Raw genomic sequence first — 25,042 nt, forward strand, 5'->3', positions numbered from 1 at the left:
CTGAAGTAGGTGGTTTAGGGCTGAAAATAAAAAAAGAGCAGTTCCCTGCTCTCTTTATAATGTTTAGTATTTTCTCGTCGATTACTGGTTGGCAGCTTTTTCTCGAATCTGTTCAGCGACAACTTTAATCGCTTGTGCTGTACTCATGCCCTCTGCCATTAGTTTTTGAATTTCTTCGACTGCTTTTTGTTGTTGTTCGTGTGTCAGTGGTGGCAAATCGTCAAACATAAAAAAGGCTCCTGATATTTTAGGAGCCGACTATAGTACGAATTACAGAGAAAGGCTAGTGACCTACCCTAACGATTTAGTTAGTAGCTTGTCAGGAAGTTAATGTAGGCTCCCATTGAATTTTCGTTGGTGTAACTCGCACCTATATCAAGTTGGAATAGGTTCAATGGAGACAAGCCGATACCAGCAGTAACTGTGTCATCTAGATTGTCGTAAGCCAGATTGCGATTCCAACCTGCACGCAGTTTTAACTGGCGCATGATGTCAATCTCACCACCTACTCTTAACATCTGAGTGTTGTCGTTAAAATTGGTGTAGCGCTCTTCTTCATTTAAATCGTAGTCAACACTAATCGTTGCGTAATCAGCAACCAATCCAACACCCACGGTATAAAGTGGTCTCATCTGGTATGAGTAACTAATGGCCGACTTTCCACTTACTGAGGAAGGAATAGTCAGTGTTTCAATGTCTCTGGACACTAGGTTTGTAGCTGAGAAGCCTACACGTAATGGACCATAAAACCATAAGAAGCCAGCATCCATGTTAAACATCGTTTCACCCGTTCCGTTGTCGCGGACGTCTTTGATGTCATAATTGGTGAAACTCGCCTCGTAAACATATGTATAGATACGCTGTAGTTTAGGTGTGATACCAAACGAAATATGCTGACCTAAGAACGTTTGATATTTTGCCAATGAGATCCCGACTTCAGTAACACCTACAGAGACAGCGTTGACTGTGCTATTTTGTGCGTTTTCTAGTATGCGCAGATCGCTATTGCTGTTAGTACTATCGTTAGCAATTTGTGGAGTAGCGTATGATTCAGCGTATGCTTTACCGAAAATATTAGCTGCTATATAGCGGTTAGGAATGGCAAATGCTACTACACCTCCAAGTTCTAATTTAGCAATATCTCCGTCGAGAGCCTTTAACGTGGCATCAAGTTCGTTAATATCGATACTTGAAATGTTATTAGATGCAGCCGCTATTAAGTCAGAAGCTTTTTCAAGATCATCAACCATCATATGTTCATCGCTATACGATAAACCAAAACTTGGTGTGATCATGCCAACGTCATCATTACGACGATAGATTGCAGTGAGTGCTGGGTTGTAGAAAGGAGCAGTTAGAAAATTTGCCGAGACAACGCCAACGCCACCCATTGCATCTCCGCGAGCTTCAATCGCGTAGTTAGCTGCCAAAGCCGTTCCCGAAGCCAAAGCGATAGACAACGATAAGAGTGTTAGTTGTTTTTTCATATCGGTATAAACTTTTTTATTCCATGTGTTTATAGCGACCTATTGTCTATCAACTTTAATTATTCCTCTACTGAAACATCATACGTTTTGCTAATTATTTGTGATTGTTCAACAATTATCGGCCCTTGCCAACGTTGATGGCTAATTGCGACCGCTAAAACATAGCGTCCTGGTTCGATTCCAATGTTGCCGAGTGAAGTTGGATAATCTGCATCAACGGTTTGTCCCCAAACACGAACATAATTGCCATCGACATAGTCATAGACCGATGTATCCAGCTTAGGCAGTGGGCAATGTGGATTGAGTAAAGCGTTACGCTCTACTTTCCATTGGGCTTTGGCATTCCAGCGCACTGAGACTGACGCTTTCGGTTCCCCAAGAATTAGCCACGAACTCCAAGATGTCTGATCTGCGGCTGTGACATCAATTCGATATAATCCCATGGTGACGCGACTATTTAGATTGTATCGTTTGGTGTAAACCTTAGTTCCGACTTCGTTGTCTTTTGGGGTTGCTTCCGTAAAAGTATTGTCTGTCGAAATTGGCTTAGACACCCAACGCGTTAAAGAAATGTCTTTGATCTCTTTGCTGGCTTCGACCTCTACGATAGCACGGTATGCATCACGGCCAGGACTTTGAATATCTGTCCGACGTACGATGACATTGTTGATCCACTGAGGTAACGATTTATTGTCGAGTGTTTTACCACAATCTATTTCTAGTGACTGAAGTAAAAGGTCATTTAGATGAGGTGTGATAGAGCGATTCTGTTCCAGTTGCCAAACTTCTACTAGAGACGAAAACATAGACGGAAGATCGTCATTAAGCAGATGCTTATGCGCCTGCGTTAATGGTGAATTACTTTCGAACCAAGGTACTTGTAGGGCTGAAAGCGGTGCACTAACCAATAGTGCACCGAGTAATAGGCTTGGTTTAACCATTAGGCTTTCATTTTGTATCCAACGCCACGAAGCGTTTCAATCTCTAAACCTGGTAACTTTTGGCGCAGCTGCAACACGTGTGTGTCTACAGTACGAGTTGTTGGGAAATGATTGTATCCCCAAACATGGTCTAGTAGTTCGTCACGGGTAAACACTCGGCCTAGATTGCTTGCCAAAAAGAGCAGCAAATCGAACTCAGTACGCGTTAACGTAATCGATTCGTCTCGGTAGAAAACTTCACGAGTTGCCTTATCGATGATCAGATGCTCTGTAACCACTTTAGTGTCGTCGAAAGAATCCCCTTCAGGTGCACGCAGTTGCGCTCGAATACGGGCAAATAATTCCGCTTCGGCAAAAGGTTTGGTCAAATAATCGTTCGCACCTGCGTCTAAACCCATCACTTTGTCTTTAACCGTCACTAGTGCAGTCAGTAGGATAACAGGTACATCTTTCAGCTTTTTCCACTCTACAAGGTGGTCAACTGAGTCACCATCAGGTAACTGACGATCAAGGATGACAAGATCCGCTTTTTCCCAGTACTGAGTGACGTCAGCAATTGTTTCTGAGTGGAAACATTCGTATCCTGCTTGTTCAAGGCTGACTAGCAGGCCATCAGCTAAGTTTTTGTCATCTTCAACGAGAAGCAGTGTCTGTTTCACAAGGTATCTCCAAAATAAACGTTGTTGGTGGACCAACTAGCGACATTTTTCCGCCCATCCTTCCAACCATAGATTCTACGATGGTTAAGCCTAATCCTAGGCCACTTTTACTTACAAACGGCTTTCGAAGTTGACGCCAATCTTTAGCAGACAACTCGCCCTGATCCATCACTTTAACCGTAATTTTTTGTTTCGCTGTTGTCACATCGACAACAACAGGTGCAACACCATACTTAACCGCATTGCGTATTAAATTGTCTATACAGGTTCCTAACCAATATACATTGAGTTTGGCCGCCACGTCTTGGTTTATGACAAATTTGACGTTGCTATTAAACTCTTCTTCAACTTTAAATTCTAACCACTCTCCAACCGATGGTACCCAGTCTGTTGCAAGAGGTTTGTTATCAGATTGCAAGTAATCTTTACTCGCTTCAGCAAGCTGACGTAAACGTCGTGAATCTTCACATAGGCGGCGAAACTCGTCGTAGACAGTTTCGGGTAGCTTTTCAAATTCACGGCGAAAGCCTTCGACCGTTAATGACAAACTGGCGATCGGTGTACGCAGCTCATGAGTCAGAATTTGCAAAATGAGCATTCTGCTCTTCATCTCTTGTCGTTTTGTATTCCAGCGATAAACAGACCAGCCCATCACCAACAAAATGTTGGCAATGACTAAAACCACCATACTAATGCGTAAAAGATCAGAGTGATCTTCAACTTCCCAACACAAATTACCGCGTTGAACAAAACAACTAGCGCTCGAGTCTCTTAAATTAAATGTAACCCCTGCTGTTTCGATGTTCTTTCGCCATACGCTCTCCGGAAACACGAGATAATTATCATTTTGGCGTAACCATAGCTCATTACGCTCAACGAACATGCTCGAACCAGAAATCAAAGCAAGGACGGCATCTTCGTTCATTCGCTGTAAACGCCCCAGTAAGGTCGTATCCGGAGCGAGTTCGCGCTCCTGAATATGCATGTACTGTTGTAAATTCTCCAACTGGTCAGGATGCCCCAACACATAACGACTAGCATATGTGCCGCCGCCCGGATGAATCAACGCACTGCGAGCAAACCATTTTTCGCTCAACTGAGTTCCCTTACACATCGCTCTCGTAAACACCAGTGGTTCGGTGATTAAAGGGCTTAGTGGAAGTTTACCTGTACAGTTTTGTGCAAGGTTATAGAGACGTTGAACATCTCGCAGCGGATACGTGGCGGTCTGAGGCAGCATAGATTCAGGCGTGAGCAAACGTGTGGGATAGTCAGACTGCAAACTACGAATATCGTAAGACACCGTCGCCTGCGACTCATCAAATAGATCCACAAATCTGTCAATGCGCTCTGGCAGCGACTCAGCGTATACGCCACCCGACTGTAATATCAGGCCAATTATCGCTGCTTTTAGTATCGTCTTTATCAATGCAAAAATTCAATAAATCAGTAGGTTAGATTTAGAGTAAAACATTATGACAAAAATACAAAATCGAAATGTGATATCCGTGTCATAAATAACAAAAGCCAGCATATTGCTGGCTTTTATATTGAAGTGTTGAGCTTATAGTGCTTTAGAGATTGCGTCTACGCTCTCTTTCGCATCACCAAACAACATCTGGGTATTTTCTTTGAAGAACAGTGGGTTTTGAACGCCTGCATAACCTGTGTTCATAGAGCGTTTGAATACGATAACATTTTGCGCATTCCATACTTCCAGTACAGGCATGCCTGCAATCGGGCTGTTTGGATCTTCAAGCGCTGCAGGGTTAACCGTATCGTTTGCACCAATCACCAATACTGTATCGGTTTGAGGGAAGTCGTCATTGATTTCGTCCATCTCTAACACGATGTCGTAAGGTACTTTAGCTTCGGCAAGTAACACATTCATATGACCAGGCAGACGACCTGCAACTGGGTGGATACCAAAGCGAACTTCAACGCCTTGCGCACGTAGCTTCTCAGTGATTTCATGCACTGGGTACTGCGCTTGTGCTACCGCCATACCATATCCTGGAGTGATAATAACTGACTTCGAGTTCTTCAGCATATCTGCCACTTCTTCAGCCGACGTTTCACGGTGTTCGCCCTGCTCTTCATCAGAAGAGATAACCACTTCTTGACCGAAGCCACCAGCAATAACGCTGATAAATGAACGGTTCATTGCTTTACACATGATGTAAGACAGAATGGCACCCGAAGAGCCAACAAGCGCACCTGTTACGATCAAAAGGTCGTTCGCTAACATAAAGCCCGCTGCCGCAGCTGCCCAACCTGAGTAAGAGTTCAGCATCGAAACAACAACTGGCATATCGGCACCACCGATTGAAGCGACCAAGTGATAACCAAATGCAAACGCAATTAGAGTCATCACGATAAGCGCAAACATGCTGCCATCAGCATTAACGAAATGAACCAAAAGCAACGTTGAAACAACAATCGCGGCAAGATTCATTTTGTGTTTATGCGGTAGATTTAGTGGCGAAGATGAGATAATGCCACGTAGCTTACCAAACGCAACCACCGAACCTGTAAAGGTCACCGCACCAATGAACACACCGAGGAAGACTTCCACAAGGTGAATGACATGCTCTGCGTGAGTTGCTGACTCCGGTGCATCAAGATAGCTGTTAAAACCAACAAGAACCGCTGCCATACCGACAAAGCTATGTAGAATCGCAACCAATTCTGGCATCTCGGTCATTTCTACTTTCTTCGCGAAATGGATACCAATGCCACCACCAATTACCATAGCGATGATGATCCAAACTAGACCTTGAGAGTCTGGACCAAAGATCGTCGCGATCAACGCGATCGTCATACCTGCGATACCATAGTAGTTCCCTGATCTCGCAGACTCCTGCTTAGACAATCCGGCTAAGCTCAAAATAAAGAATAATGCAGCAACAATATAAGCTGCTTGTACTAATCCTGCAGACATTCCCTGTTACTCCTTAATCTTTACGGAACATTTCAAGCATGCGCTTGGTAACGGTGAATCCACCGAAGATGTTGATACTCGCTATCAGTACTGCGATAAACGACAGGAATGATACGACACCATTGCCCTGACCGATTTGCAGTAATGCGCCAACAACGATAATACCGGAAATCGCATTTGTTACTGACATAAGCGGAGTGTGGAGTGCATGAGTAACATTCCATACCACGTAGTAACCTACTACGCACGCAAGTACGAACACGGTAAAGTGAGATAGAAACGCCGCTGGAGCGACAGACGCGATCCAAGCAAATGCACCTACCGCAGCAACTAAGCCTGCCATTTTCTTAACTGGTGAAACTGGCTCTTCGACTTTAGGTTGTGGTTTCGCTTTCGGTTGCGCTGCTTTTTGCTCAGGTTGCGCTGAAACTTGTATTGGTGGTGCAGGCCAAGTAACTTCACCTTCCTTAATAACGGTGACACCACGAAGTACAACATCTTCAAAATCGATGTTAATGTTGCCATCTTTTTCTTTAGCCAGCAGTTTAAGCAGGTTTACGATGTTGGTCGCGTAAAGTTGCGAAGACTGGGTAGGAAGACGACCGACCATATCGGTGTAGCCTACGACCTTAACGCCATTTGCTGTTGTGATGACTTTGTCTGCAACCGTGTATTCACAGTTACCACCGTTAGCTGCTGCTAAGTCGACGATCACGCTACCTGCTTTCATGCTATCTACCATCTCTTTGGTAATTAGCTTAGGTGCAGGACGACCAGGAATGAGCGCTGTAGTAATGATGATATCAACATCTTTCGCCTGTTCAGCGTAAAGTTCAGCCGCTTTCTTGTTGAACTCATCCGACATTTCTTTGGCGTAACCATCGCCAGATCCCGAGTCCTCTTTGAAGTCGACTTCTAGGAACTCAGCACCCATTGATTGGACTTGCTCTTTAACTTCAGGACGAACATCAAAAGCACGTACAATCGCACCGAGACTGCCAGCCGCACCGATAGCCGCAAGACCAGCAACACCCGCCCCCGCAACGAGTACTTTCGCTGGTGGAACCTTACCTGCGGCAGTAATCTGACCGGTAAAGAATCGACCAAACTCGTGGGCAGCTTCAACGACCGCACGATAACCAGCAATGTTCGCCATGGAAGACAGCGCATCAAGGGCTTGTGCTCTTGAGATACGCGGCACAGCGTCCATCGCCATTACGTTAATATTTTTGCTTGAAAGCTTTTCCATTAACTCTGGGTTCTGTGCTGGCCAGATAAAACTGATTAAGCTTGCACCATCTTTTAGCAGTGCAATTTCATCATTCTTTTCATCTGCAAGAGGCGCATTGACCTTTAAGATCAAATCCGACTCCCAAACCTGCTCGGTAGATACGATTTTCGCTCCCGCCGCTTCAAAAGAAGCGTCATCGAAACTCGCGAGTTCACCTGCCCCAGCCTCTACGTTAACTTCGAAGCCTAATTTTAATAACTGCTCGACCGATTTCGGCGAGGCAGCCACTCGCGTTTCACCCGCGAGTATTTCTTTTGGCACACCAATTTGCATTAGCTATTCCTTGACTATCAGCAACAATGATTGTTCTGTTTTTATCCAACGAATTTAGATACTTCAAGCATTTTGTAACAAAAACACAAAATATCATTACATATAACCGTTGGGAATGAATAAACCAGCTGGTTAGATCGTTCAGCAATATGCCACAGATTAGGTCAGAAAAGGTCTAACCAGTTGGGAAAAATTACCGTTAAAACAACCGATTATGTAGCATCTAAATACTAAAAAGAGCCATCAGCATAACGACTAATGACTCTCAAGTTTATGATGCTTATCAATTTGCGATAGGATCTTATTGGAAAATGTTGTCGCCCATTTGATCAATGAACATTTGTGCTTTCTTCAACATAAATTCGTTGGCATCGTTCGCAGTTGGCAAAACGTCCGAGCGAATAAAACGGTGTGATTTTATCTCTTCACCAAACTGCTTGGTGATTCGCCCTGCTATCCGGTATTGACCACCCTCTGACTGTGCTTCTTGATAGATCAAATAACCCTTATATTCAACAGGTTCTACGGCAACTTCTGGTTGCGCTTTCTGGCCCCCAAACAAGCGAGAAAAAAGTCCCACACACTACTCCTTGGTTAATTACTTAGCCTTGTGCAAAAGTGGTTTTTCGAACCACTCAAGTTCAATGTCATCATCAAATGCCTGTTTACTGAATATGACAGGCACTTCATCTTTCCTATTTTTACGTCGGTCGTCAACAATCATTGTCTTGGCGGCTTCAACCGCCACCGTCGCATATTGCTTTAACGTCACTAAACGTTCTTCAGCCAACGCCGACAAAAAATCGATGTCATGGCGAATATAGACTGGCCTCAATTGACTCAATGCTAAGCACGCTAGATCAGCCAACTGCTCATGATCAAAGTTATCAATATATTCTGGCTGGGCTAAGACTTGCCCGACCAAGTTTTCCATATAGTTATGTACGTCAACACTAATCTGCATATAACTTAACTCCCTTTAAGAGTTACCTATCCTAACATTGCTTACTTCATCGCGGCATGTGGTTTTCATTGTGATGCGTAATCAAACACCATTTTTTGAACACAATTCATACACGCCTTAGGTTTTCATAGATAAGTTTAGTAAAAAGCTTGGAAATTCATCAAATAAAAGTATTCTTAACGAGTTATTAATCAACAATTGTTTCTATTCAGGCTAGGTTTCATGTCGTTTTCCGTCGTCACTACAAATTGGTTCCGAATTGCGTTACCTCTGCTATTGCTGACGTTTATCGCCTTCGGCATGGACAATGTAGTGAGACTCACTCAAGCGAACCTTGGTTTCGTCACCAAAATGCCTTTTGTTTTGTTCGCAACGGCTATTTTGCTTGCCAATCCATTTAAACAAAGTCGCATCGCGATGACAGCGAGCGCCCTTGCAGTGGCTTACTGGTTGATCCAAAACCGTTTACAGTCGCCTCTGTCGTCTGGCACCACAATCTTAGAGCTTTCGCTGCTGGCAGCATTGCTACCTATCGCCTTAGTTTTAGTGTTTAGTTACAAGGACAGCAATCTGTTCTCACACTCTTTTGCCATCTACTTGGTTAAGCTTGGCCTTTTTGTACTGTGGTGTTATCTCATTCTGACGCATTTCTATGACGGCGGCTTCGACGACATTAATGAGACGTTTTTGTTTGTGATCCCAACCGTTTCAAAGCTGCCGTTTATTCTCGTCGTCTATCTACTGGCTATGGTGCTGATATTTGCCATCTGTGTGCTGAATCAAAATCGGATAATCGATGTCGTGCTCTATTCGTCAGCTTTGCTCGCGTCGACGACATTTGTTTTTTTCCATGTTCCGCATATCTCGAGCACCATGTTCTCTCTCGCTGGCATCTTGCTATTGGTTTACTTGTTGTCTGCCAGCTACGAATTGGCGTTTAAAGATACATTGACCGATATCCCTGGTCGCCTAGCGCTTGAGTCTGATTTACGCCATCTTGGCAGGCGTTACACTATTGCCATGCTGGACATCGACCATTTTAAGTCATTCAATGATACCTACGGGCACGATACAGGCGATGATGTGCTTAAACTTGTTGCGAGTCGCTTACAGCTCGTTGGTGGACGTGCCAAGGTGTATCGCTATGGAGGTGAAGAGTTCACTGTCCTGTTCAAAGGAAAGCTGGCTGACGAAGCAAAAGATCATCTTGAACGGCTTAGAACCTCAATTGAGTCTTACGAAATGGCCCTGCGCGATCAGGATTCTCGTCCAAAGAGTGACAAATTAGGTTCTAAAAAACGTGGGCCGAAAAAGAACGAAGAGAGCGTTAATGTGACCATCAGTATTGGGGTTGCAGACAGTAGCGAAACCAAAGACGTCTCCACGGTTATGAAGAGTGCAGACGAGGCTTTATACAAGGCCAAAAAGTCTGGACGAAATCAGGTCTGTCTCGCCTAGCCGTCAATCTGCCTGATTAAAGAACAGTACAATACTGCCCCCTTTGAGATTACTCCCGTAATTGATATTCAGGCCGATTCCAACATTATCAATCCAATCCGATTCAAACGGTGGCGTCATTAACCAACCGACAGATCCTTCGTAATAGAATGAAGTACCAAGTGGTTTGCTGGTATCGCCACCAATATCTATTCGTCGAAAACTACTGTAGATAGATTGAACTGAGCGCCCGAAACGGCTGACGTTGTAATAGGCTGCAATACCATTCGCGCTATACCAACCTTCTGGATTGCCGACTTCTCCAAAGTTAGCCTCTCCCCAACCTTGTCCATAAAAATAGTGGAAAGATGACGACCAATTCCAACTTCCCCATGTGGTGGGTTTGTTGCGCTTAAATTCAACATGTGGCTCAACCGATAGCGCCCAGGCATCAGTGTTAAAAATGACATTATCCAATGCGGGTTTTACGACATTATTCGAGAAATCACTGCGGTAATCGTGATTATTTCTAAAATATTGGAGATGTAAGCCAACGCCTGGGGTCACGGTCCAAAAGTCTGTCAGCTGGTATTTATATCGGTAGGCAGTAAACGCACCTAACACAAACTCGTGCTGATAATCATCTCTATCCTGTGCGCGGATTTCGTAGTCTTGTCTCGAAGCCAGTACTGAGAACCGTGTAAAGATTTGGTGTTTATGAACCGCTTCATCGTCGCTAAGATCAAAGGTATATGGTAGCGCCGAAACCGCAATTTGCTGACGCAAAAGAACCGACTCCTGTGAGCCGATATCTTCGTTGTCGAGATTGAACCACTCGTTTGGATCAAAATCGTGGACACCGAAGGTAAAAACGTCACTATCAGTTAGCACGATAGCCGCTGAAAAAGCTTGTTCCAGATAGGCCTGATACGCTTGGCTTCCCTTCGCACACGCGAACGGTGACACAAGCACTAAAGGCAGGGATACATAGCGAGATAGCCGTGAACCAGACATCGAGACCTGAACTCAATTAGATCAATAATAAGAATAAGTTAACGTCAAAGTTCTGGTTAGGCAATACGAACATTTGACTATTTTGAACACTTAAATTGATTACGCCCTGACACCTTAGCTTGGTAGAGTAACTTGTCGACGGAGTCGTAAAATTCGTCGATACTTTCACGACCGGTTGGAACTTTGCTGAACACACCCTGTGACACCGTTACGTAATTAGCAATGTCACTGTATTCGTGCGCTATTTGGGCATTCTCCAATGCATCTTTTATTCGTTGAGCATCGGTGTGCGCTTTGTTTTCATCGCTATGGCCGAGAATAACAACAAATTCCTCACCACCATAACGACCTACGACTTCACCACTTCTTTCGAACAAACCGTTAATGATCGAAGCAATAGTGACTAAGCAACGATCCCCTTCCAAGTGACCGTAGTTATCGTTGTAAAGCTTAAAGCGATCAACATCGAGTAATATCAAGCTCAATGGCAGTTCATGGCGTCCATGTAACGTGATCATCTCTTTAAGCTCTGAATCGATAAAGCGACGATTTTTAACTTTGGTCAAACCATCTTCTTGAGCGAGTTGGGCAAGTTCTTGGTTGGCTTTGGCGAGCGCTGCGGTTTTTTGTTTCAGTTCACGACGCATAAAGGCAATGCGTTGCATCGCAACAAGCTTAGAATTTAGGACAATTTTATCAACGGGTTTAACAAGATAGTCATCACCACCAGCCTCAATGGCATTTGCGACCATGCTTGGCTCATCATGCCCACTAAGAAAGATGATAGGAACCCAGTCAGGATAGAGCTCTCGAATTTTGCGTGAGACCTGAAAACCGTTCATGTCAGGCATAGAGATGTCTAAGAGGATCAATTCAGGTTCAAACTGTGGATAGAGCTCAAGTGCTCGGCTACCAGAGTCAGCCATTTCGACCGTATGACCAAGTTGCTTGAGACGAATTGCCAGTTGAATACGTTCCATCTGAACATCATCAACCAACAAAATCTTCATGGAAGAGCCGTTTATTTCCACTCTATCAATATCCTAGTGCGAGTATCCGCTAATAATTCGTCAAATCTTCGTTTAAGCCGGAAAAACAATCAAGAAATCACACGCTTAATAAAAGCATACTCTACCACGGGTTATTCATCCATTGAAGGTTGACTTTTAGCGCCATTTTTTTACGATAGCGCGGTTACTAAATACATTTTAAGAGAAATCATACATGTCTGACGTTAATCAAACAGAACAACCAAAAGTAGACTTAGCAGAAGTATCAGCAGAACTTCGTCAAGTAATTGAGTTTGACCAAGTTCCGGAAGCGATGCACTACATGGTGACGTCAATCCATGAAGTTTCTGAAGAAGCCGTTCGTGAATCTTGGAATGAGCTACCAAACAGCGCACAAAACGTTTTGGATAACTTTGAACAGTTTCATGCACTTGTTTCAGTAAGTCAGGCATTTGCTGGTCTTAATGTAATGGAAGAGTTTCCTTCATTAAATCTACCGAAAGAGATGACTGAAGAACAAAAAGAAGAGTACCGTGCTCAACTGCTTGATCAAGTCCTTCACAACTGTGTAAAAGATATGGTCAAGCAAATTAAGAAAGCACGCCGTGACCCTATTCTGAAACGCGACTTTACTGACGTATTCGCGAAATAGTAGAGTTTAAAAACGCCGCTAAATGCGGCGTTTTTTAGTTCGATAGCACAATGTCTCTCTGAGTAACACTGACACCTTTGATTTGCGCATAAACGCTCATGCCTACGGTCAAGGCTAATTCATCTCTCGCCCAAGCGGTGATTGTGGCACCTAAATAACAGTTTTCAGCTAACTTTAACTGGATCGATACACTCTGTCGTTCTTGCCCACTTGAGTATGTTTCAATGCTGGCTATCGTCACCAAAAAGATGTTGCGGATTGACGTTCGTTTCGGCTCTTCAAGCATCAATGACACGTCATTTGCCCTAACTTGTAGGCGAACAGGCGCCCCAATTGTTCCATCAACCTTTTGCACCCACAAATTGATATCTGGAGCAAGTTCGACCTTAGATAATGCGTATTGGGTATTATGCTCAATAAGGCGACCCTCGAACAATGAGCTTTGCTCTGAAAAGGACTGCCATGGCTTCATTACCTGTGAAGACCAGACTTGATCTATCGGTCCCGCTACCGCAATTGTCCCCTGTTCTACCACAACCAGATGATGCGCTAAACGCAAAACCTCGTTCAAGCTATGCGAGACATAGATAATCGGAATCTCAATGCTGTGGGCTAACTGTTCCAAATATGGCAACACCTCGCGTTTGCGTGGTAAATCAAGGGATGCGAGTGGCTCATCCATCAATAGAATGCTCGGTTTAGACAATAGCGCACGACCTATGGCAACGCGCTGCTTCTCGCCCCCTGAAAGCTGGTGAGGATAACGATCAAGCAAGGTTCTGAGCGCTAAGAGTTGCACAACGTCATCAAAATGCACGGGATCTGCCGACTTAACTCCATAGGTAAGATTTCGGTTGACTTTAAAATGTGGGAACAACCGAGCATCTTGAAATACATAGCCAACGTTGCGTTTGTGAACCGGCTTATTAAAGCGCTTTGAGGAGTCAAACAGTGTTTCACCATTTATCACAATGCGACCTTGTGATGGCGTGGTTAGCCCGGCAATGACATTAATTAATGAGGTTTTACCCGCGCCAGAACGACCAAATATTGCGATGATACCTTTCTCTGGTAAATGAATATCGATATCAAAATTGGCTTCGCCCAGTGACTGCTGGTAGCAAATTTCCAAACTCATAAGTTGCCCCCTAAGCGCTTAGCACCAACTCGGTTTAACCACTCGGAGGCAATCAGAGAACTCAGCGCGATTGCAATTGAGATAATGCATAAACGCATCGCTTCTGTTTCTGAACCAGGAGTCTCGATAAAGTTGTACATCGCCAGCGGGATAGTTTGCGTTTCGCCTGGGATATTCGATACAAAACTGATGGTAGCGCCAAATTCACCCAGGCTGCGCGCAAAGGAGAGCATCGTCCCTGTAATTATCCCAGGAATCGTTAACGGAAGAGTGATGGTGAAGAAGATCCTTACTGGTGAAGCGCCAAGCGTCGCCGCAGCTTGCTCCAACTTGACATCAACGCTCTCCAAACTCAAACGAATCGAGCGCACCATCAATGGCAAAGCAACAACGATACACGCCAATACTGCCCCTTTCCAACTGAATGAAAAGACAATATCAAACTGTTGATATAGCCACTGACCGATAAACCCTTGTCTGCCCATAGAGAGCAGCAACAGATAACCGATCACAACGGGCGGCAAAACCAGTGGCAGGTGCACCAAGCTATCGACAACGCTTTTGCCAACGAATTGTTTACGTGCAAGACCCCATGCTATACCAATACCCATTGGGATGAGCCAGAGAATGGCAAAAAATGCCACCTTGAGGCTGAGCAAAAGTGCCTGATATTCGTATTCTGTTAGCACATTCAGTTCCTATTAATGTTCGACTTCGAATCCATAGCGTTGCAAAACGTTGCGCGCCTGTTGTGTTTTCATAAACTGCGCGAATGCCTCTACTTGCGGCTTAGCATTAAGTTGAGCCATGGGGTAGACAATCGGCGAGTGGCTTGATTCAGGGAGGCGAGCAATAATTTTAACCCCCTCACTCATTAACGCATCCGTTTTATAGACTATTCCCAAAGGCACTTCGTTACGCTCAACCAGCGCAAGTGCAATGCGAACGTTATTGGTCGGTGCAAGGGATCGCTCAACGGCGCTCCAGATACCGAGACTCTCTAGAGACTCTTTAGCATAGATGCCTGCTGGAACCGCGTTGGTCTGCCCTATGGCAATACGCCCTTTTTGAAGATAGTTTAGCCATGAGGCGCTATCATTGATGTCCAGCGAACCTTGGTGGTTAACTGGAGTAATGACGACGAGCTGATTATGAGCAATATTAGTTACAGCGTCACTATTAATAACCTTCTGTTCTATCAGGTAATTCATCCATTTTTCATTTGCCGCGATAAACACATCGGCGGGTGATCCTTGGTGGATTTGTCGAGCGAGAGACGAGGTACCGGCGTAAACAGGAGTAGCCGAAATCGACGACTGTTTTTCAAACTCACTGACCAATTCGTTCACCGCGTTGGTCATGGATGAAGCCGCATAGATGCGGAGTTTGTCTTGTGCTTGTACTGACACGCTCGCGGATAGAAGTAAGCCCGCACCAAATGTTGTTAGGAGATTTTTTATTGTCATCACTTATACAGTTCAGGCCAAAGTTGTTTGAGATCGAGATGTTGTTCAATTGCATCCGCAATTCGGTCAATCGCGCGTTGCTGATTCGCTTTGTGATCGACCTGTGCCACATTACCAGCGCCTGCCCAGCGGAATATGGTGTCGGCCGCTTTCGGATCATCAAAGATACCATGTAAATAGCTACCAAACACTTGATTACAATCACTAATTGCTCCATCAGCCGTCGATGAGTCCAATACGATTGGTGCGAAACCACACCTAGAAGTGATGCCCGCATGAATTTCATAACCGCTAACCGTCGCTGTTTGTCCACCTAAAGTCAGCGTTCCTTGGACATTCGTTAATGTCTTATGTGGCTTTAGCTCTGTATCGACTTGCAAATAACCAAGCCCAACACTTGAACCTGCCGTACTCTCGATACCAAGTGGGTCATGTACCCACTCACCCAGCATCTGATAGCCGCCACAGATCCCCATTACTTTACCGCCGAGACGTATATGGCGCTGGATATCACTATCCCAGCCTTGGCTACGCAAGTATTCCAAATCGCTGCGTACCGCTTTTGAACCGGGTAATATGACTAAGTCGGCATTGTCTATGCGCTGACCATTCGTTACGTAGCGGAAGTTAATATCAGGGTTTACCCTTAAAGCATCGAAATCAGTATGATTGCTGATGCGCGGCAAGATCGGGACAACAACATTTAAACGGCTCGTTTCTCCAGTCACTTGTTGCGCATTAATCGCATCTTCAGCCTCAAGATCAAAGCCGTGCAAATATGGCAAGACACCAATGACAGGTTTACCCGTTTTCTGTTCTAGCCAATCTAAACCTGATTGTAACAACGAAATATCACCCCGAAAGCGGTTAATTACAAAGCCTTTTACTCGTTGTTGCTCTGATTCCGATAGCAGTGCCAACGTTCCGTATAGGTGAGCGAAGACGCCACCGCGATCAATATCAGCAACAATGATCACAGGGACATCGGCTTGCTCAGCAAACCCCATATTAGCAATATCGTTTTCTCGAAGATTAATTTCTGCGGGGCTTCCGGCTCCCTCAATAAGCACTGTATCGTATTGTTGCTGAAGAATGGCAAACGACTCCATAACAATCGGTAAAGCCGTTTTCTTATAGCTCTGGTAACCGATCGCATCGACCGTGGTCGTCGCTTTGCCCTGAAAAATAATTTGCGCCCCAGTATCGCTTTGAGGTTTAAGTAACACAGGATTCATATGCACGCTTGATTCGATATTCGACGCTAACGCTTGCACCGCCTGTGCACGACCAATTTCACCGCCGTCCGGCGTTACTGCACTATTTAGTGCCATGTTTTGTGGTTTGAATGGCGCGACCTTGACGCCCTTTCTGGCGAGCACTCGGCATAAACCTGCCACAAGGACACTTTTACCGGCATCTGAGGTGGTTCCCTGAACCATAAGAGCTTTTGAATTGGACTGCATTTGTTTTATCAATCGTGGTTTAGCGTTGAGTCATAATAAACGTTTTTTAACTATTTCCTCAAAAAAATGAACGGAATATGAATCTCATAATCAGCAATGGTTCAAGAAGCGCTTGCTTTAATAGCATCATCGATTTGATACTACCTAGTTAAACAAGGAACACAAAAATGAAAAAAATGATTCTCGCAACGGCAGCTACTCTAATCCTTGCTCCTACTTTTGCAATGGCAAACGATGGACACCATAAACAATCAAGCCGCGTTTCATACACAGGGCCTGTAGAAATCACCAGCGTTGATACCTTGCTTGCTGATACGAGCATGTTTACGGAGCGAAACGTGGTCGTCGAAGGTACATTGTTACGTCAAGTGAAAGGCGATACGTTTATCTTCTCTGACGGTAAAGGTGAGATTCAAGTGGAACTCGATGATGACATCATCATGACTCAACCAATTAACGAGACCACAAAAGTTCGTCTATTTGGTGAATATGAAGGTGGTAGAACCCCAGAAATTGAAGTGGATCATATCCAAATTCTATAATTAAATGAATTAGTCTCTCGATTAAGTTATTATTTGGCTTGCTTATTGCAAGCCATTTTTTTAGTCAATTTATTGTTGTTAGTCGGAGACTACATTTGAAAAAGATCATTTTGGCCAGTGCCTTAGCATTCGTAGGCATCAGTGGAAGCGCCCAAGCAAATAATTTCAATTACAACTTCTTTGAAGCCCGTACTGCGATTGGGCCTGAAATGACAGGTGCAGAATTCAGTACCTTCTTCACTGAAAACTCGCATTTTATACTCCGTGCCGATTCCCAATTCGATAAGGACTATGACTTAGCTGGCGGTATTGGCTTCAACGGCCCAATTAGTCAGTTTGCCGATGTTTACGGTCAGTTATTACTTCATCAAGTAAAGTTCACTAAAGAAGCTGGCGGTGAAAGTGAAACTCAAGCTGAAGTGAATATTGGTGTTCGTCTTTGGCTAACTGATCAAGTCGAAGCAACGGCAAGACTTGGCCGTAACGACGATTCATCCGTTGCTCATGCTGGCGTTCGTTTCCATTCGACTCAGCAACTTTCGCTTTCTGCTGAAACGCGTAATAACGGCTTATATGGCCCACAAATCACGATGTCAGTGCGTTTCCAGTACTAACCTTTCGATGCGATTTCCAAAATAAGAACGCCCAGCTCAATGCCGGGCGTTCTATTTCGAGTCTTAGCGTTAGCGAACCACAATCTTTCTTGGCACCAGCTCAACCCCTGGCTGGTAACGCTTTGACGCGGCATTGAGGGCAAGTGCCATCGCGCTGTCAGCAATTAGCTCAAATTGCTGTGGCAATGAGTTAATTGGCATAGGAAGAAAATCAAGGAGACGATTGTCACCAAACGTAGCGATTTTAAGCTTACTTGCGAGTTCTGGTCGCTCTAACAGCACATCAAGAACCCCTTCAAGCAGAGTGTATGACGTAGTAACAATCGCATCGGGCAACTGACCACTATCACACCAGTCACTCAATACCTTTTTGCCATCCGCACGATTAAAGTGCTCTCCATAGCCAATGGTGTACTGAGCCTGATGTTGTTTAATCGCCTTTTTGAATCCAAGTTCACGTTCGCGAGATATATTCAACTCAGGTAAGGCGCCAATAAGCCCGACCTTAGTGACACCGTCACTTAAAACCGACTTCGTCAATTCGAAAGCACCACCAAAGTCCTCACTGATCACGCAAGAAAAATGTTCGTCGTCTAAAGGACGGTCAAGTGCAATAACGGGAGTCCCTCGGTTCTGCAAGTCGATGTAATAATCGCTAGCTTCTGGTATGACACTAGCAACAAACAGCGCGTCCACTTTTCGACTCACTAACGCATGCACAACACTTTTTTCAGTTTCTGGATCATCATCAGAACATGCGATTAAAATCTGATAGCCCGCTGAGCGAGAATTTTGCTCCATGAGTTTGGCTAAACGCGCATAACTGGTGTTTTCTAAATCAGGAATTATCAGGCCAAACGAACGGCTTTGCCCTGCTCTAAGCGTACTGGCTGCCAGATCTGGGCGATAGTTATGCTCATCGACCACAGCCATGACGTTACGCTGTGTTTTCTCACTAATTCTGTATTTTTGAGCCTTACCATTGATTACATAGCTGGCGGTGGTTTTCGAAACCCCTGCCAATTTGGCTATTTCATCCAGAGTCATATCACCAACCTTTGTTCTGTGCGCGAGATCATAATACTTCATAAAGGATCTCTCGATGAGTTGAATTATATGCTGAAACGATTCAGTATAAAAGCTGAAAGGATTCAGCAACACTCATAAAGTGAGCCAAATCACTCAAATATAGCGATAGTGAATGTAATAGGTTCCTTATAACTCAATCAGTTAGAGTGAAATAATGCTGAATCCACATATTTTTGTCTTTTTGCTGAATCGATTCAGCTGATATCAGCAAAAAGCGAGTGACTTTTTGGGCACAATTACCCCTTTTAAAATCCTTAAGGCTGGAGAAGCGCCATGCTTAAGTTAGCAAATAGCGACATCACACTCGCTCAAGTAGCAAGTGACAAATTTCAAGCGATTCAAAACATCGCAGCAAGCCTCACCCAAGCAGGTCTTGTGGAACAAGGCTATGTTGAAGGCATGCTGAACCGAGAGAAGCAAAACTCGACATTTTTAGGTAACGGCATCGCGATTCCTCACGGAACTACTGATACACGATCAATGGTTAAAACAACAGGTGTTGCTGTCCACCACTTCCCTCAAGGCGTTGAATGGGGAGAAGGCAACAAAGTTTACCTAGCGATTGGTATTGCGGCTAAATCAGATGAACATCTCGGCATTCTTAAACAACTGACTAAAGTACTATCCGCGGATGGTGTAGAAGAGCGTCTACGCGATGCTAAAAGCGCACAAGAAATTATCGCGTTGCTCAACGGTGATGTTCAACTTGAGGCTGACTTCGACGCGTCATTAATACAACTGCAGTTCCCTGCTAGCGACATGGTTCAGATGAGCGCTGTTGCTGCGGGTTTACTGAAAAACACTGGTTGCGCGGGTTCTGAGTTTGTTGCAGACATCGTATCAAAAAATCCTACGCACCTTGGTCAAGGTTTATGGTTAGTAGGTAGCAATAAGCAAGTCACACGAACTGGCGTATCGTTTGTTTCAACCGCAAACGACTGCGAGTTTGAAGGTCAAAAGGTACGCGCACTCGTTGCTTTTAGTGCATGTAATAGCGCCCATAGACCTATCCTTAACCAGCTTTCACAACTCGTATTCAACCAGCAGCAAAGTAAGCTAATCGACGCTTCTGTTGAACAAGTGCTGTCGCTGTTAACTGGTGAGTCTCAATCTTCATCGCACGTCGAAGAGACGAATAGTGCGGTATTTAAAATCAAAAATGCCCATGGTCTGCATGCACGTCCAGGCGCTATGTTGGTTGCAGAAGCTAAGAAATTTGAATCAAACATTCGTGTCGCAAACCTTGATGGTGATGGTAAAGAAGTCAACGCCAAGAGTCTGATGAAAGTTATCGCTTTAGGTGTTAAACACGGTCATCAACTCAAGTTTTCAGCTGAAGGTGCTGACGCATCAATGGCGTTGGAGTCCATCGGTAAAGCAATCGCTTCTGGCCTAGGTGAAGGCTAAGGAAACGGTATGAGTCAAGTGAAAACTAACCGAGTGGTAACTATCACACTAAACCCTGCCCTAGATCTGACTGGCACACTAGACAGATTAAATACCGGTTCGGTAAGTCTTGTTGAAAAAAGCAACCTTCATGCGGCTGGTAAAGGCGTCAATGTTGCAAAAGTACTTAGCGATCTCGGAGCTAATGTCACTGTTACCGGTTTCCTCGGCAAAGACAATCCTGAACTCTTTCAACAACTTTTTGATCAAATCGGTGTGGATAATCAGTTCATTGAAGTCGAAGGCGCGACACGTATCAACGTAAAACTTGTTGAATCCAATGGTCAAGTCAGTGACATCAATTTTCCTGGCGTGCAAGTAACTCCTGCCGATGTGATGCGTTTTGAGCAAACCCTTTTCTCACTCGCTGAGACCCATGATTACTTTGTGTTAGCGGGTAGTTTGCCGGGTGGTGTAAGTGCAGAGCAATGCGCCACTTGGATCGAACAACTCCGCCAAAAAGGCAAGAAAGTTCTATTTGATAGCAGTAAATCTGCGCTTCGCGCAGGTATAGATGCGCGTCCTTGGCTAATCAAACCAAACGAAGAGGAGCTAGGTGATTTCATCGGCCAGCACCTCACTACACCAGAACAATGCCAAACGGCCGCTGAGACTCTCAGCGATAAGGGCATCGAAAACATCGTCGTCTCAATGGGAGCCGATGGTGTGATGTGGCTCAATCAGGGCCAGTGGCTTCGAGCTCAACCTCCGAGAATGAACGTGATTAGCACAGTCGGTGCAGGCGATACGCTTGTGGCTGGCTTGTGTTGGGGCCATATGCAATCAATGCAAAAACAAGAATTACTTCGCTTCGCAACTGCACTGTCAGCTCTGGCAGTTAGCCAAGTGGGCGTAGGACTAACCAGTGAGGAACAACTGGAAAACATCAAGCTGCAAACTGAAGTCAGCGAACTTTACCCTAATACGCACTTAGACAAACACTAAGGAACAGAAGGTTATCAGTATGAATATTGCTATTATTACAGCTTGTCCGAGCGGTGTTGCAAACAGCATCCTCGCGGCAGGACTATTAGAACAAGCAGCAGCGAAATTGGGCTGGAATGCAAAGATTGAATGCCAGTCAAGCGTGATTGAGCCAACCTTACTTAGCAGTGATGATATCGCGCAAGCCGATGCAATTATCATCGCGTCAAATACGCCTGTTGATACTTCGCGCTTTGTAGGTAAAAAAGTTTACCAAGCCGAAATAAGCTCTGTGGTTAATGATGCAACCGCATTTTTGCAAACTGCAGTCAACAATGCGCAAATCCTTTCACAGCCTGCAACAGTGGGCGCGAGTTCAGACCATGTTGCGGCTGGTAAAAAAATCGTCGCTATTACCGCTTGTCCAACGGGTGTCGCGCACACTTTCATGGCCGCAGAAGCACTGGAAGAAGAAGGCAAACGCCGTGGTCACCAAATTAAAGTTGAAACTCGTGGTTCAGTGGGCGCAAAAAACCAATTAACCGACCAAGAAATTGCTGAAGCCGATTTGGTTATTATCGCTGCGGATATTGAGGTCCCCCTTGATCGCTTTAACGGTAAAATGATGTACCGCACCAAAACTGGGCCTGCACTGAAGAAAACATCGCAAGAAATGGATAATGCATTTGAGCAAGCATCGATCTACCACCATTCAGGTAATGCGAACTCTGCTGCTGATGATAAAAAAGGTGCCTACAAGCATTTGATGACGGGCGTATCGCATATGTTGCCTGTCGTGGTTGCTGGCGGTTTAATCATCGCCCTATCGTTCGTATTTGGTATAGAAGCATTTAAAGAGAAAGGCACTCTTGCCGCAGCCCTAATGACAATTGGTGGTGGCTCAGCATTTGCACTGATGATCCCTGTTTTAGCGGGTTATATCGCCTTCTCTATTGCTGACCGTCCTGGACTAGCCCCAGGCCTTGTCGGTGGTATGTTGGCAAGCTCTACTGGTGCTGGCTTCTTAGGTGGTATCGCAGCAGGTTTTATTGCAGGCTATGCCGCTAAGTTCCTAGCCGATAAAGTATCACTTCCTCAGTCGATGGAAGCACTTAAACCGATTTTGATCATCCCATTCGTTGCGACGCTATTTACTGGCTTGGTAATGATTTACATCGTCGGCGGCCCAGTTGCAGGAATCATGAACAGTCTGACTGATTTCCTCAACAACATGGGCTCAGACAGTGCCGTTCTGCTTGGTGTTCTACTTGGCGCAATGATGTGTTTTGACTTAGGTGGTCCAGTGAATAAAGCGGCGTACGCGTTTGGTGTTGGTCTACTTGCCTCACAAACTTATGCGCCTATGGCTGCGATTATGGCCGCGGGCATGGTTCCGGCTCTAGGCATGGGACTTGCGACTTTCGTTGCTAAGAATAAGTTTGACCAAAGTGAACGTGAAGCTGGTAAAGCCTCATTCGTACTCGGTCTATGCTTTATTTCTGAAGGTGCGATCCCGTTCGCGGCGAAGGACCCTATGCGTGTTATCCCAGCATGTATGGCAGGCGGCGCATTAACAGGTGCCCTATCTATGCTGTTTGGCGCAAAATTAATGGCACCACATGGCGGTCTATTCGTATTGCTAATTCCTAACGCGATTACTCCGGTTGTGATGTACCTTGTGGCGATCGCAGCAGGTACTGTGGTTACAGGTCTAGGTTACGCTTTCCTCAAAAACAGTTCAGAATCAAAGCAAGCGACATCGGCAACGGCTTAACTCGATTCATTGCCTCCCCCCTTACTAGGCATAAGCACCTCACACGAGGTGCTTTTTTTGTTATGGATTCAGTTAACAATCTACAATTCAATAACATAGTCATATGCAATTACATACTAATTGCATGCATATTTTGACCTGTACGCAGTGCGAATTTGTTGTATAGTGTGCGGTTTTTTTCATTAACTTAGCTTATGTCGTTAGTGCCTTTCCTCTATTTCTACTCACAATTCAACCAGTTAAATAGCAAAACTGAACAGTTTGTTAAACAGTTGAACCGGAATAAGCTTGAATATGCCCCATACCTCACTAAGAGAAGCTGAAGTGGTTGTAAGCCGACTCCGAACTGCGATCCATCTTGAAAGTGAACTCAAGGTAACAGTGAGCGCTGGCTTGACTGAAATATCTCACAGCTCTGAGCAATCATACAAACGAACAGACATCGCACTCTATGAGTCTAAGTCTTCTGGACGTAACCGTGTATCCATACTCCCTGCTTGTGAAGCTAGCACGATTGCTTGATTTTGGTGCATCTATTTGACCTATGATGCACCAATTCGTGACATTGATTTTGTAATCCATTTCTAACTTACTGATCTAACGGGCATCTTCTTCTTGGCTTAATTCTTGTACTACTCTCTATATCACCTTTACTGCACTAATATGGAGATTAGAATGCAAGACACTCTCACCGTTATACTCGCAGGGGGAATGGGTTCTCGACTTAGCCCACTCACGGATCACCGCGCTAAACCAGCTGTTCCTTTTGGTGGCAAGTACCGCATCATCGATTTCACGCTGACTAACTGTCTCCATTCAGGTTTGCGTAAAATTTTGGTGCTGACTCAATACAAATCGCATTCGCTGCATAAACACCTACGTGATGGCTGGTCGATTTTTAATCCTGAACTGGGTGAGTTTGTCACCGTTGTTCCCCCGCAAATGCGTGGCGGTGGCAAGTGGTACGAAGGCACGGCTGACGCGATTTATCACAATCTGTGGTTATTAGAGCGCAGCGATGCAAAGCATGTGATTGTGCTATCTGGCGATCATATCTATCGCATGGATTACGCTGAAATGCTTAAAGATCATATTGAGAATAATGCCGCGCTCACCATCGCTTGTATGGGAGTGCCAAGAAAAGATGCGTCTGCTTTTGGTGTCCTCTCAGCAAATCCCGATGGGCTGATTGACACATTCAGTGAAAAGCCTGCAAACCCTGACCCTATGCCAGGCGATCCTGATAAAAGTCTTGTCTCGATGGGTATCTACATTTTTGAGATGGAAACTTTGCAAAGAGTTCTAGAACAAGATGCAGCCAGTGAAAACTCGTCCCATGATTTTGGTAAGGACATCATCCCCAAACTGATCGATGAGCGTAAAGTCTATAGCTATAATTTCTGCTCTGATCGTGGACGTGTTGCAAAAGACTGTTACTGGCGTGACGTTGGCACCATCGATTCGTTTTATCAGGCCAATATGGATTTGCTTGAGCCTATACCTCCAATGAACCTGTATCAGCCAAGCTGGGGGATTCGTACCTACGAACCTCAGTTGCCCCCGGCTCGAACGGTCTCATCCGCTACTGGCAATGAAGGCATTTTCATCAATTCGATCATCGCCAATGGTGTGGTCAATTCTGGTGGTTCAGTGCAACATTCGATCATCTCATCCAATGTTCGCATTGATGATAGCGCAACCATTGTCGATAGCATTCTTTTTGATAGTGTTAAGGTCGGCAAGGGTTGTAGGTTGGTCAACTGCATCATCGATAAGCACGTCGTGATCCCCGACAATACAGAGATTGGTGTTAACCCAAAAGAAGACGCCAAGCGTTTCCAAATATCAGACAAAGGTATTGTGGTCGTTCCTGAAAGTTACAAATTTTAGTTAGATTGATCGTATAAGGCCTTGGAA

At 44.8% G+C, this 25,042-nt stretch carries 25 protein-coding genes; 9 read left to right on the top strand and 16 right to left on the bottom strand.

Annotated elements, in window-relative coordinates; all coding sequences use genetic code 11:
• Nucleotides 1–81: 81 nt before the first annotated feature.
• From DA100_RS01865 to DA100_RS01905, 9 genes are all read right to left on the bottom strand, one after another.
• Nucleotides 82–228, bottom strand: coding sequence for a YoaH family protein (locus DA100_RS01865; RefSeq protein ID WP_138970604.1), 147 nt, complete (start codon nucleotides 226–228; stop codon nucleotides 82–84).
• Between the two features lie 80 nt (nucleotides 229–308).
• The gene (locus DA100_RS01870; protein ID WP_138970605.1) at nucleotides 309–1,487 is read right to left on the bottom strand and encodes a conjugal transfer protein TraF; all 1,179 of its coding nucleotides are present in this window, start codon (nucleotides 1,485–1,487) and stop codon (nucleotides 309–311) included.
• 59 nt (nucleotides 1,488–1,546) lie between these two features.
• Nucleotides 1,547–2,428, bottom strand: coding sequence for a DUF2861 family protein (locus DA100_RS01875; RefSeq protein WP_138970606.1), 882 nt, complete (start codon nucleotides 2,426–2,428; stop codon nucleotides 1,547–1,549).
• Nucleotides 2,428–3,087: a response regulator transcription factor VxrB gene (gene vxrB / locus DA100_RS01880; protein WP_138970607.1), complete on the bottom strand. Its 660-nt coding sequence runs from the start codon at nucleotides 3,085–3,087 to the stop codon at nucleotides 2,428–2,430. The genes DA100_RS01875 and vxrB overlap by 1 nt, the downstream gene beginning before the upstream one ends.
• Nucleotides 3,062–4,516, bottom strand: coding sequence for a sensor histidine kinase VxrA (vxrA, locus tag DA100_RS01885; protein WP_138970608.1), 1,455 nt, complete (start codon nucleotides 4,514–4,516; stop codon nucleotides 3,062–3,064). The genes vxrB and vxrA overlap by 26 nt, the downstream gene beginning before the upstream one ends.
• 135 nt (nucleotides 4,517–4,651) lie before the next feature.
• Nucleotides 4,652–6,028, bottom strand: a complete 1,377-nt coding sequence (gene pntB / locus DA100_RS01890; protein ID WP_138970609.1) for a Re/Si-specific NAD(P)(+) transhydrogenase subunit beta — start codon at nucleotides 6,026–6,028, stop codon at nucleotides 4,652–4,654.
• Between the two features lie 13 nt (nucleotides 6,029–6,041).
• Nucleotides 6,042–7,592, bottom strand: a complete 1,551-nt coding sequence (locus tag DA100_RS01895) for a Re/Si-specific NAD(P)(+) transhydrogenase subunit alpha (protein WP_138970610.1) — start codon at nucleotides 7,590–7,592, stop codon at nucleotides 6,042–6,044.
• A 301-nt stretch (nucleotides 7,593–7,893) separates the two neighbouring features.
• A complete protein-coding gene (locus tag DA100_RS01900) occupies nucleotides 7,894–8,172 on the bottom strand; it encodes an HlyU family transcriptional regulator (protein ID WP_138970611.1) in 279 nt (92 codons plus the stop codon).
• A gap of 18 nt (nucleotides 8,173–8,190) precedes the next feature.
• Nucleotides 8,191–8,556 carry a late competence development ComFB family protein gene (locus DA100_RS01905; protein ID WP_138970612.1) on the bottom strand — a complete coding sequence of 122 codons (366 nt, stop codon included), beginning with the start codon at nucleotides 8,554–8,556 and terminating at the stop codon, nucleotides 8,191–8,193.
• A 222-nt stretch (nucleotides 8,557–8,778) separates the two neighbouring features.
• On the opposite strand from DA100_RS01905, the gene DA100_RS01910 reads away from it, so the two are divergent.
• Entirely contained in the window at nucleotides 8,779–10,014 is a 1,236-nt protein-coding gene (locus DA100_RS01910; protein WP_138970613.1) for a GGDEF domain-containing protein, read from the top strand.
• Nucleotides 10,015–10,017: 3 nt separating this feature from the next.
• Here DA100_RS01910 and DA100_RS01915 read toward each other — a convergent pair whose 3' ends face one another.
• Entirely contained in the window at nucleotides 10,018–11,007 is a 990-nt protein-coding gene (locus DA100_RS01915) for a Solitary outer membrane autotransporter beta-barrel domain (RefSeq protein WP_138970614.1), read from the bottom strand.
• Between the two features lie 77 nt (nucleotides 11,008–11,084).
• The gene (locus DA100_RS01920; protein WP_138970660.1) at nucleotides 11,085–12,017 is read right to left on the bottom strand and encodes a diguanylate cyclase; all 933 of its coding nucleotides are present in this window, start codon (nucleotides 12,015–12,017) and stop codon (nucleotides 11,085–11,087) included.
• A 214-nt stretch (nucleotides 12,018–12,231) separates the two neighbouring features.
• Here DA100_RS01920 and DA100_RS01925 point away from each other — a divergent pair, with 214 nt between their 5' ends.
• Nucleotides 12,232–12,669, top strand: a complete 438-nt coding sequence (locus DA100_RS01925; protein WP_138970615.1) for a DUF3069 domain-containing protein — start codon at nucleotides 12,232–12,234, stop codon at nucleotides 12,667–12,669.
• Between the two features lie 34 nt (nucleotides 12,670–12,703).
• Here the strand turns inward: DA100_RS01925 and modC are convergent, their stop codons facing one another.
• From modC to DA100_RS01945, 4 genes are read right to left on the bottom strand one after another with little or no spacing between them, the layout of a single operon-like run.
• On the bottom strand, nucleotides 12,704–13,807 hold the full coding sequence (modC, locus tag DA100_RS01930) for a molybdenum ABC transporter ATP-binding protein ModC (RefSeq protein ID WP_138970616.1): 1,104 nt from the start codon (nucleotides 13,805–13,807) through the stop codon (nucleotides 12,704–12,706).
• The gene (gene modB / locus DA100_RS01935) at nucleotides 13,804–14,502 is read right to left on the bottom strand and encodes a molybdate ABC transporter permease subunit (RefSeq protein WP_138970617.1); all 699 of its coding nucleotides are present in this window, start codon (nucleotides 14,500–14,502) and stop codon (nucleotides 13,804–13,806) included. The genes modC and modB overlap by 4 nt, the downstream gene beginning before the upstream one ends.
• 6 nt (nucleotides 14,503–14,508) lie before the next feature.
• The gene (gene modA, locus DA100_RS01940) at nucleotides 14,509–15,273 is read right to left on the bottom strand and encodes a molybdate ABC transporter substrate-binding protein (protein ID WP_138970618.1); all 765 of its coding nucleotides are present in this window, start codon (nucleotides 15,271–15,273) and stop codon (nucleotides 14,509–14,511) included.
• Entirely contained in the window at nucleotides 15,273–16,736 is a 1,464-nt protein-coding gene (locus tag DA100_RS01945) for a cobyric acid synthase (RefSeq protein WP_171052114.1), read from the bottom strand. The genes modA and DA100_RS01945 overlap by 1 nt, the downstream gene beginning before the upstream one ends.
• Nucleotides 16,737–16,903: 167 nt before the next feature.
• On the opposite strand from DA100_RS01945, the gene DA100_RS01950 reads away from it, so the two are divergent.
• Nucleotides 16,904–17,278, top strand: coding sequence for a NirD/YgiW/YdeI family stress tolerance protein (locus DA100_RS01950; RefSeq protein ID WP_138970619.1), 375 nt, complete (start codon nucleotides 16,904–16,906; stop codon nucleotides 17,276–17,278).
• Nucleotides 17,279–17,373: 95 nt separating this feature from the next.
• Nucleotides 17,374–17,892, top strand: a complete 519-nt coding sequence (locus DA100_RS01955) for a hypothetical protein (protein ID WP_138970620.1) — start codon at nucleotides 17,374–17,376, stop codon at nucleotides 17,890–17,892.
• Between the two features lie 69 nt (nucleotides 17,893–17,961).
• On the opposite strand, the gene cra is transcribed toward DA100_RS01955, so the two are convergent.
• Nucleotides 17,962–19,053, bottom strand: coding sequence for a catabolite repressor/activator (gene cra, locus DA100_RS01960; RefSeq protein ID WP_346763714.1), 1,092 nt, complete (start codon nucleotides 19,051–19,053; stop codon nucleotides 17,962–17,964).
• Between the two features lie 201 nt (nucleotides 19,054–19,254).
• Between cra and fruB the strand changes: the two genes are divergently transcribed.
• From fruB to glgC, 5 genes are all read left to right on the top strand, one after another.
• Nucleotides 19,255–20,388: a fused PTS fructose transporter subunit IIA/HPr protein gene (gene fruB / locus DA100_RS01965; RefSeq protein ID WP_138970622.1), complete on the top strand. Its 1,134-nt coding sequence runs from the start codon at nucleotides 19,255–19,257 to the stop codon at nucleotides 20,386–20,388.
• A gap of 9 nt (nucleotides 20,389–20,397) precedes the next feature.
• Complete coding sequence (gene pfkB, locus DA100_RS01970) at nucleotides 20,398–21,372, top strand: 1-phosphofructokinase (protein ID WP_138970623.1); 975 nt, start codon at nucleotides 20,398–20,400, stop codon at nucleotides 21,370–21,372.
• Nucleotides 21,373–21,391: 19 nt separating this feature from the next.
• Entirely contained in the window at nucleotides 21,392–23,125 is a 1,734-nt protein-coding gene (gene fruA / locus DA100_RS01975; RefSeq protein ID WP_138970624.1) for a PTS fructose transporter subunit IIBC, read from the top strand.
• 288 nt (nucleotides 23,126–23,413) lie between these two features.
• On the top strand, nucleotides 23,414–23,647 hold the full coding sequence (locus DA100_RS01980) for a hypothetical protein (protein WP_138970625.1): 234 nt from the start codon (nucleotides 23,414–23,416) through the stop codon (nucleotides 23,645–23,647).
• A 153-nt stretch (nucleotides 23,648–23,800) separates the two neighbouring features.
• The gene (glgC, locus tag DA100_RS01985; protein WP_138970626.1) at nucleotides 23,801–25,015 is read left to right on the top strand and encodes a glucose-1-phosphate adenylyltransferase; all 1,215 of its coding nucleotides are present in this window, start codon (nucleotides 23,801–23,803) and stop codon (nucleotides 25,013–25,015) included.
• The last annotated feature ends 27 nt before the right edge of the window (nucleotides 25,016–25,042 follow it).

The organism is Vibrio sp. Hep-1b-8, from assembly GCF_006124995.1.
Classification (GTDB): domain Bacteria; phylum Pseudomonadota; class Gammaproteobacteria; order Enterobacterales; family Vibrionaceae; genus Vibrio.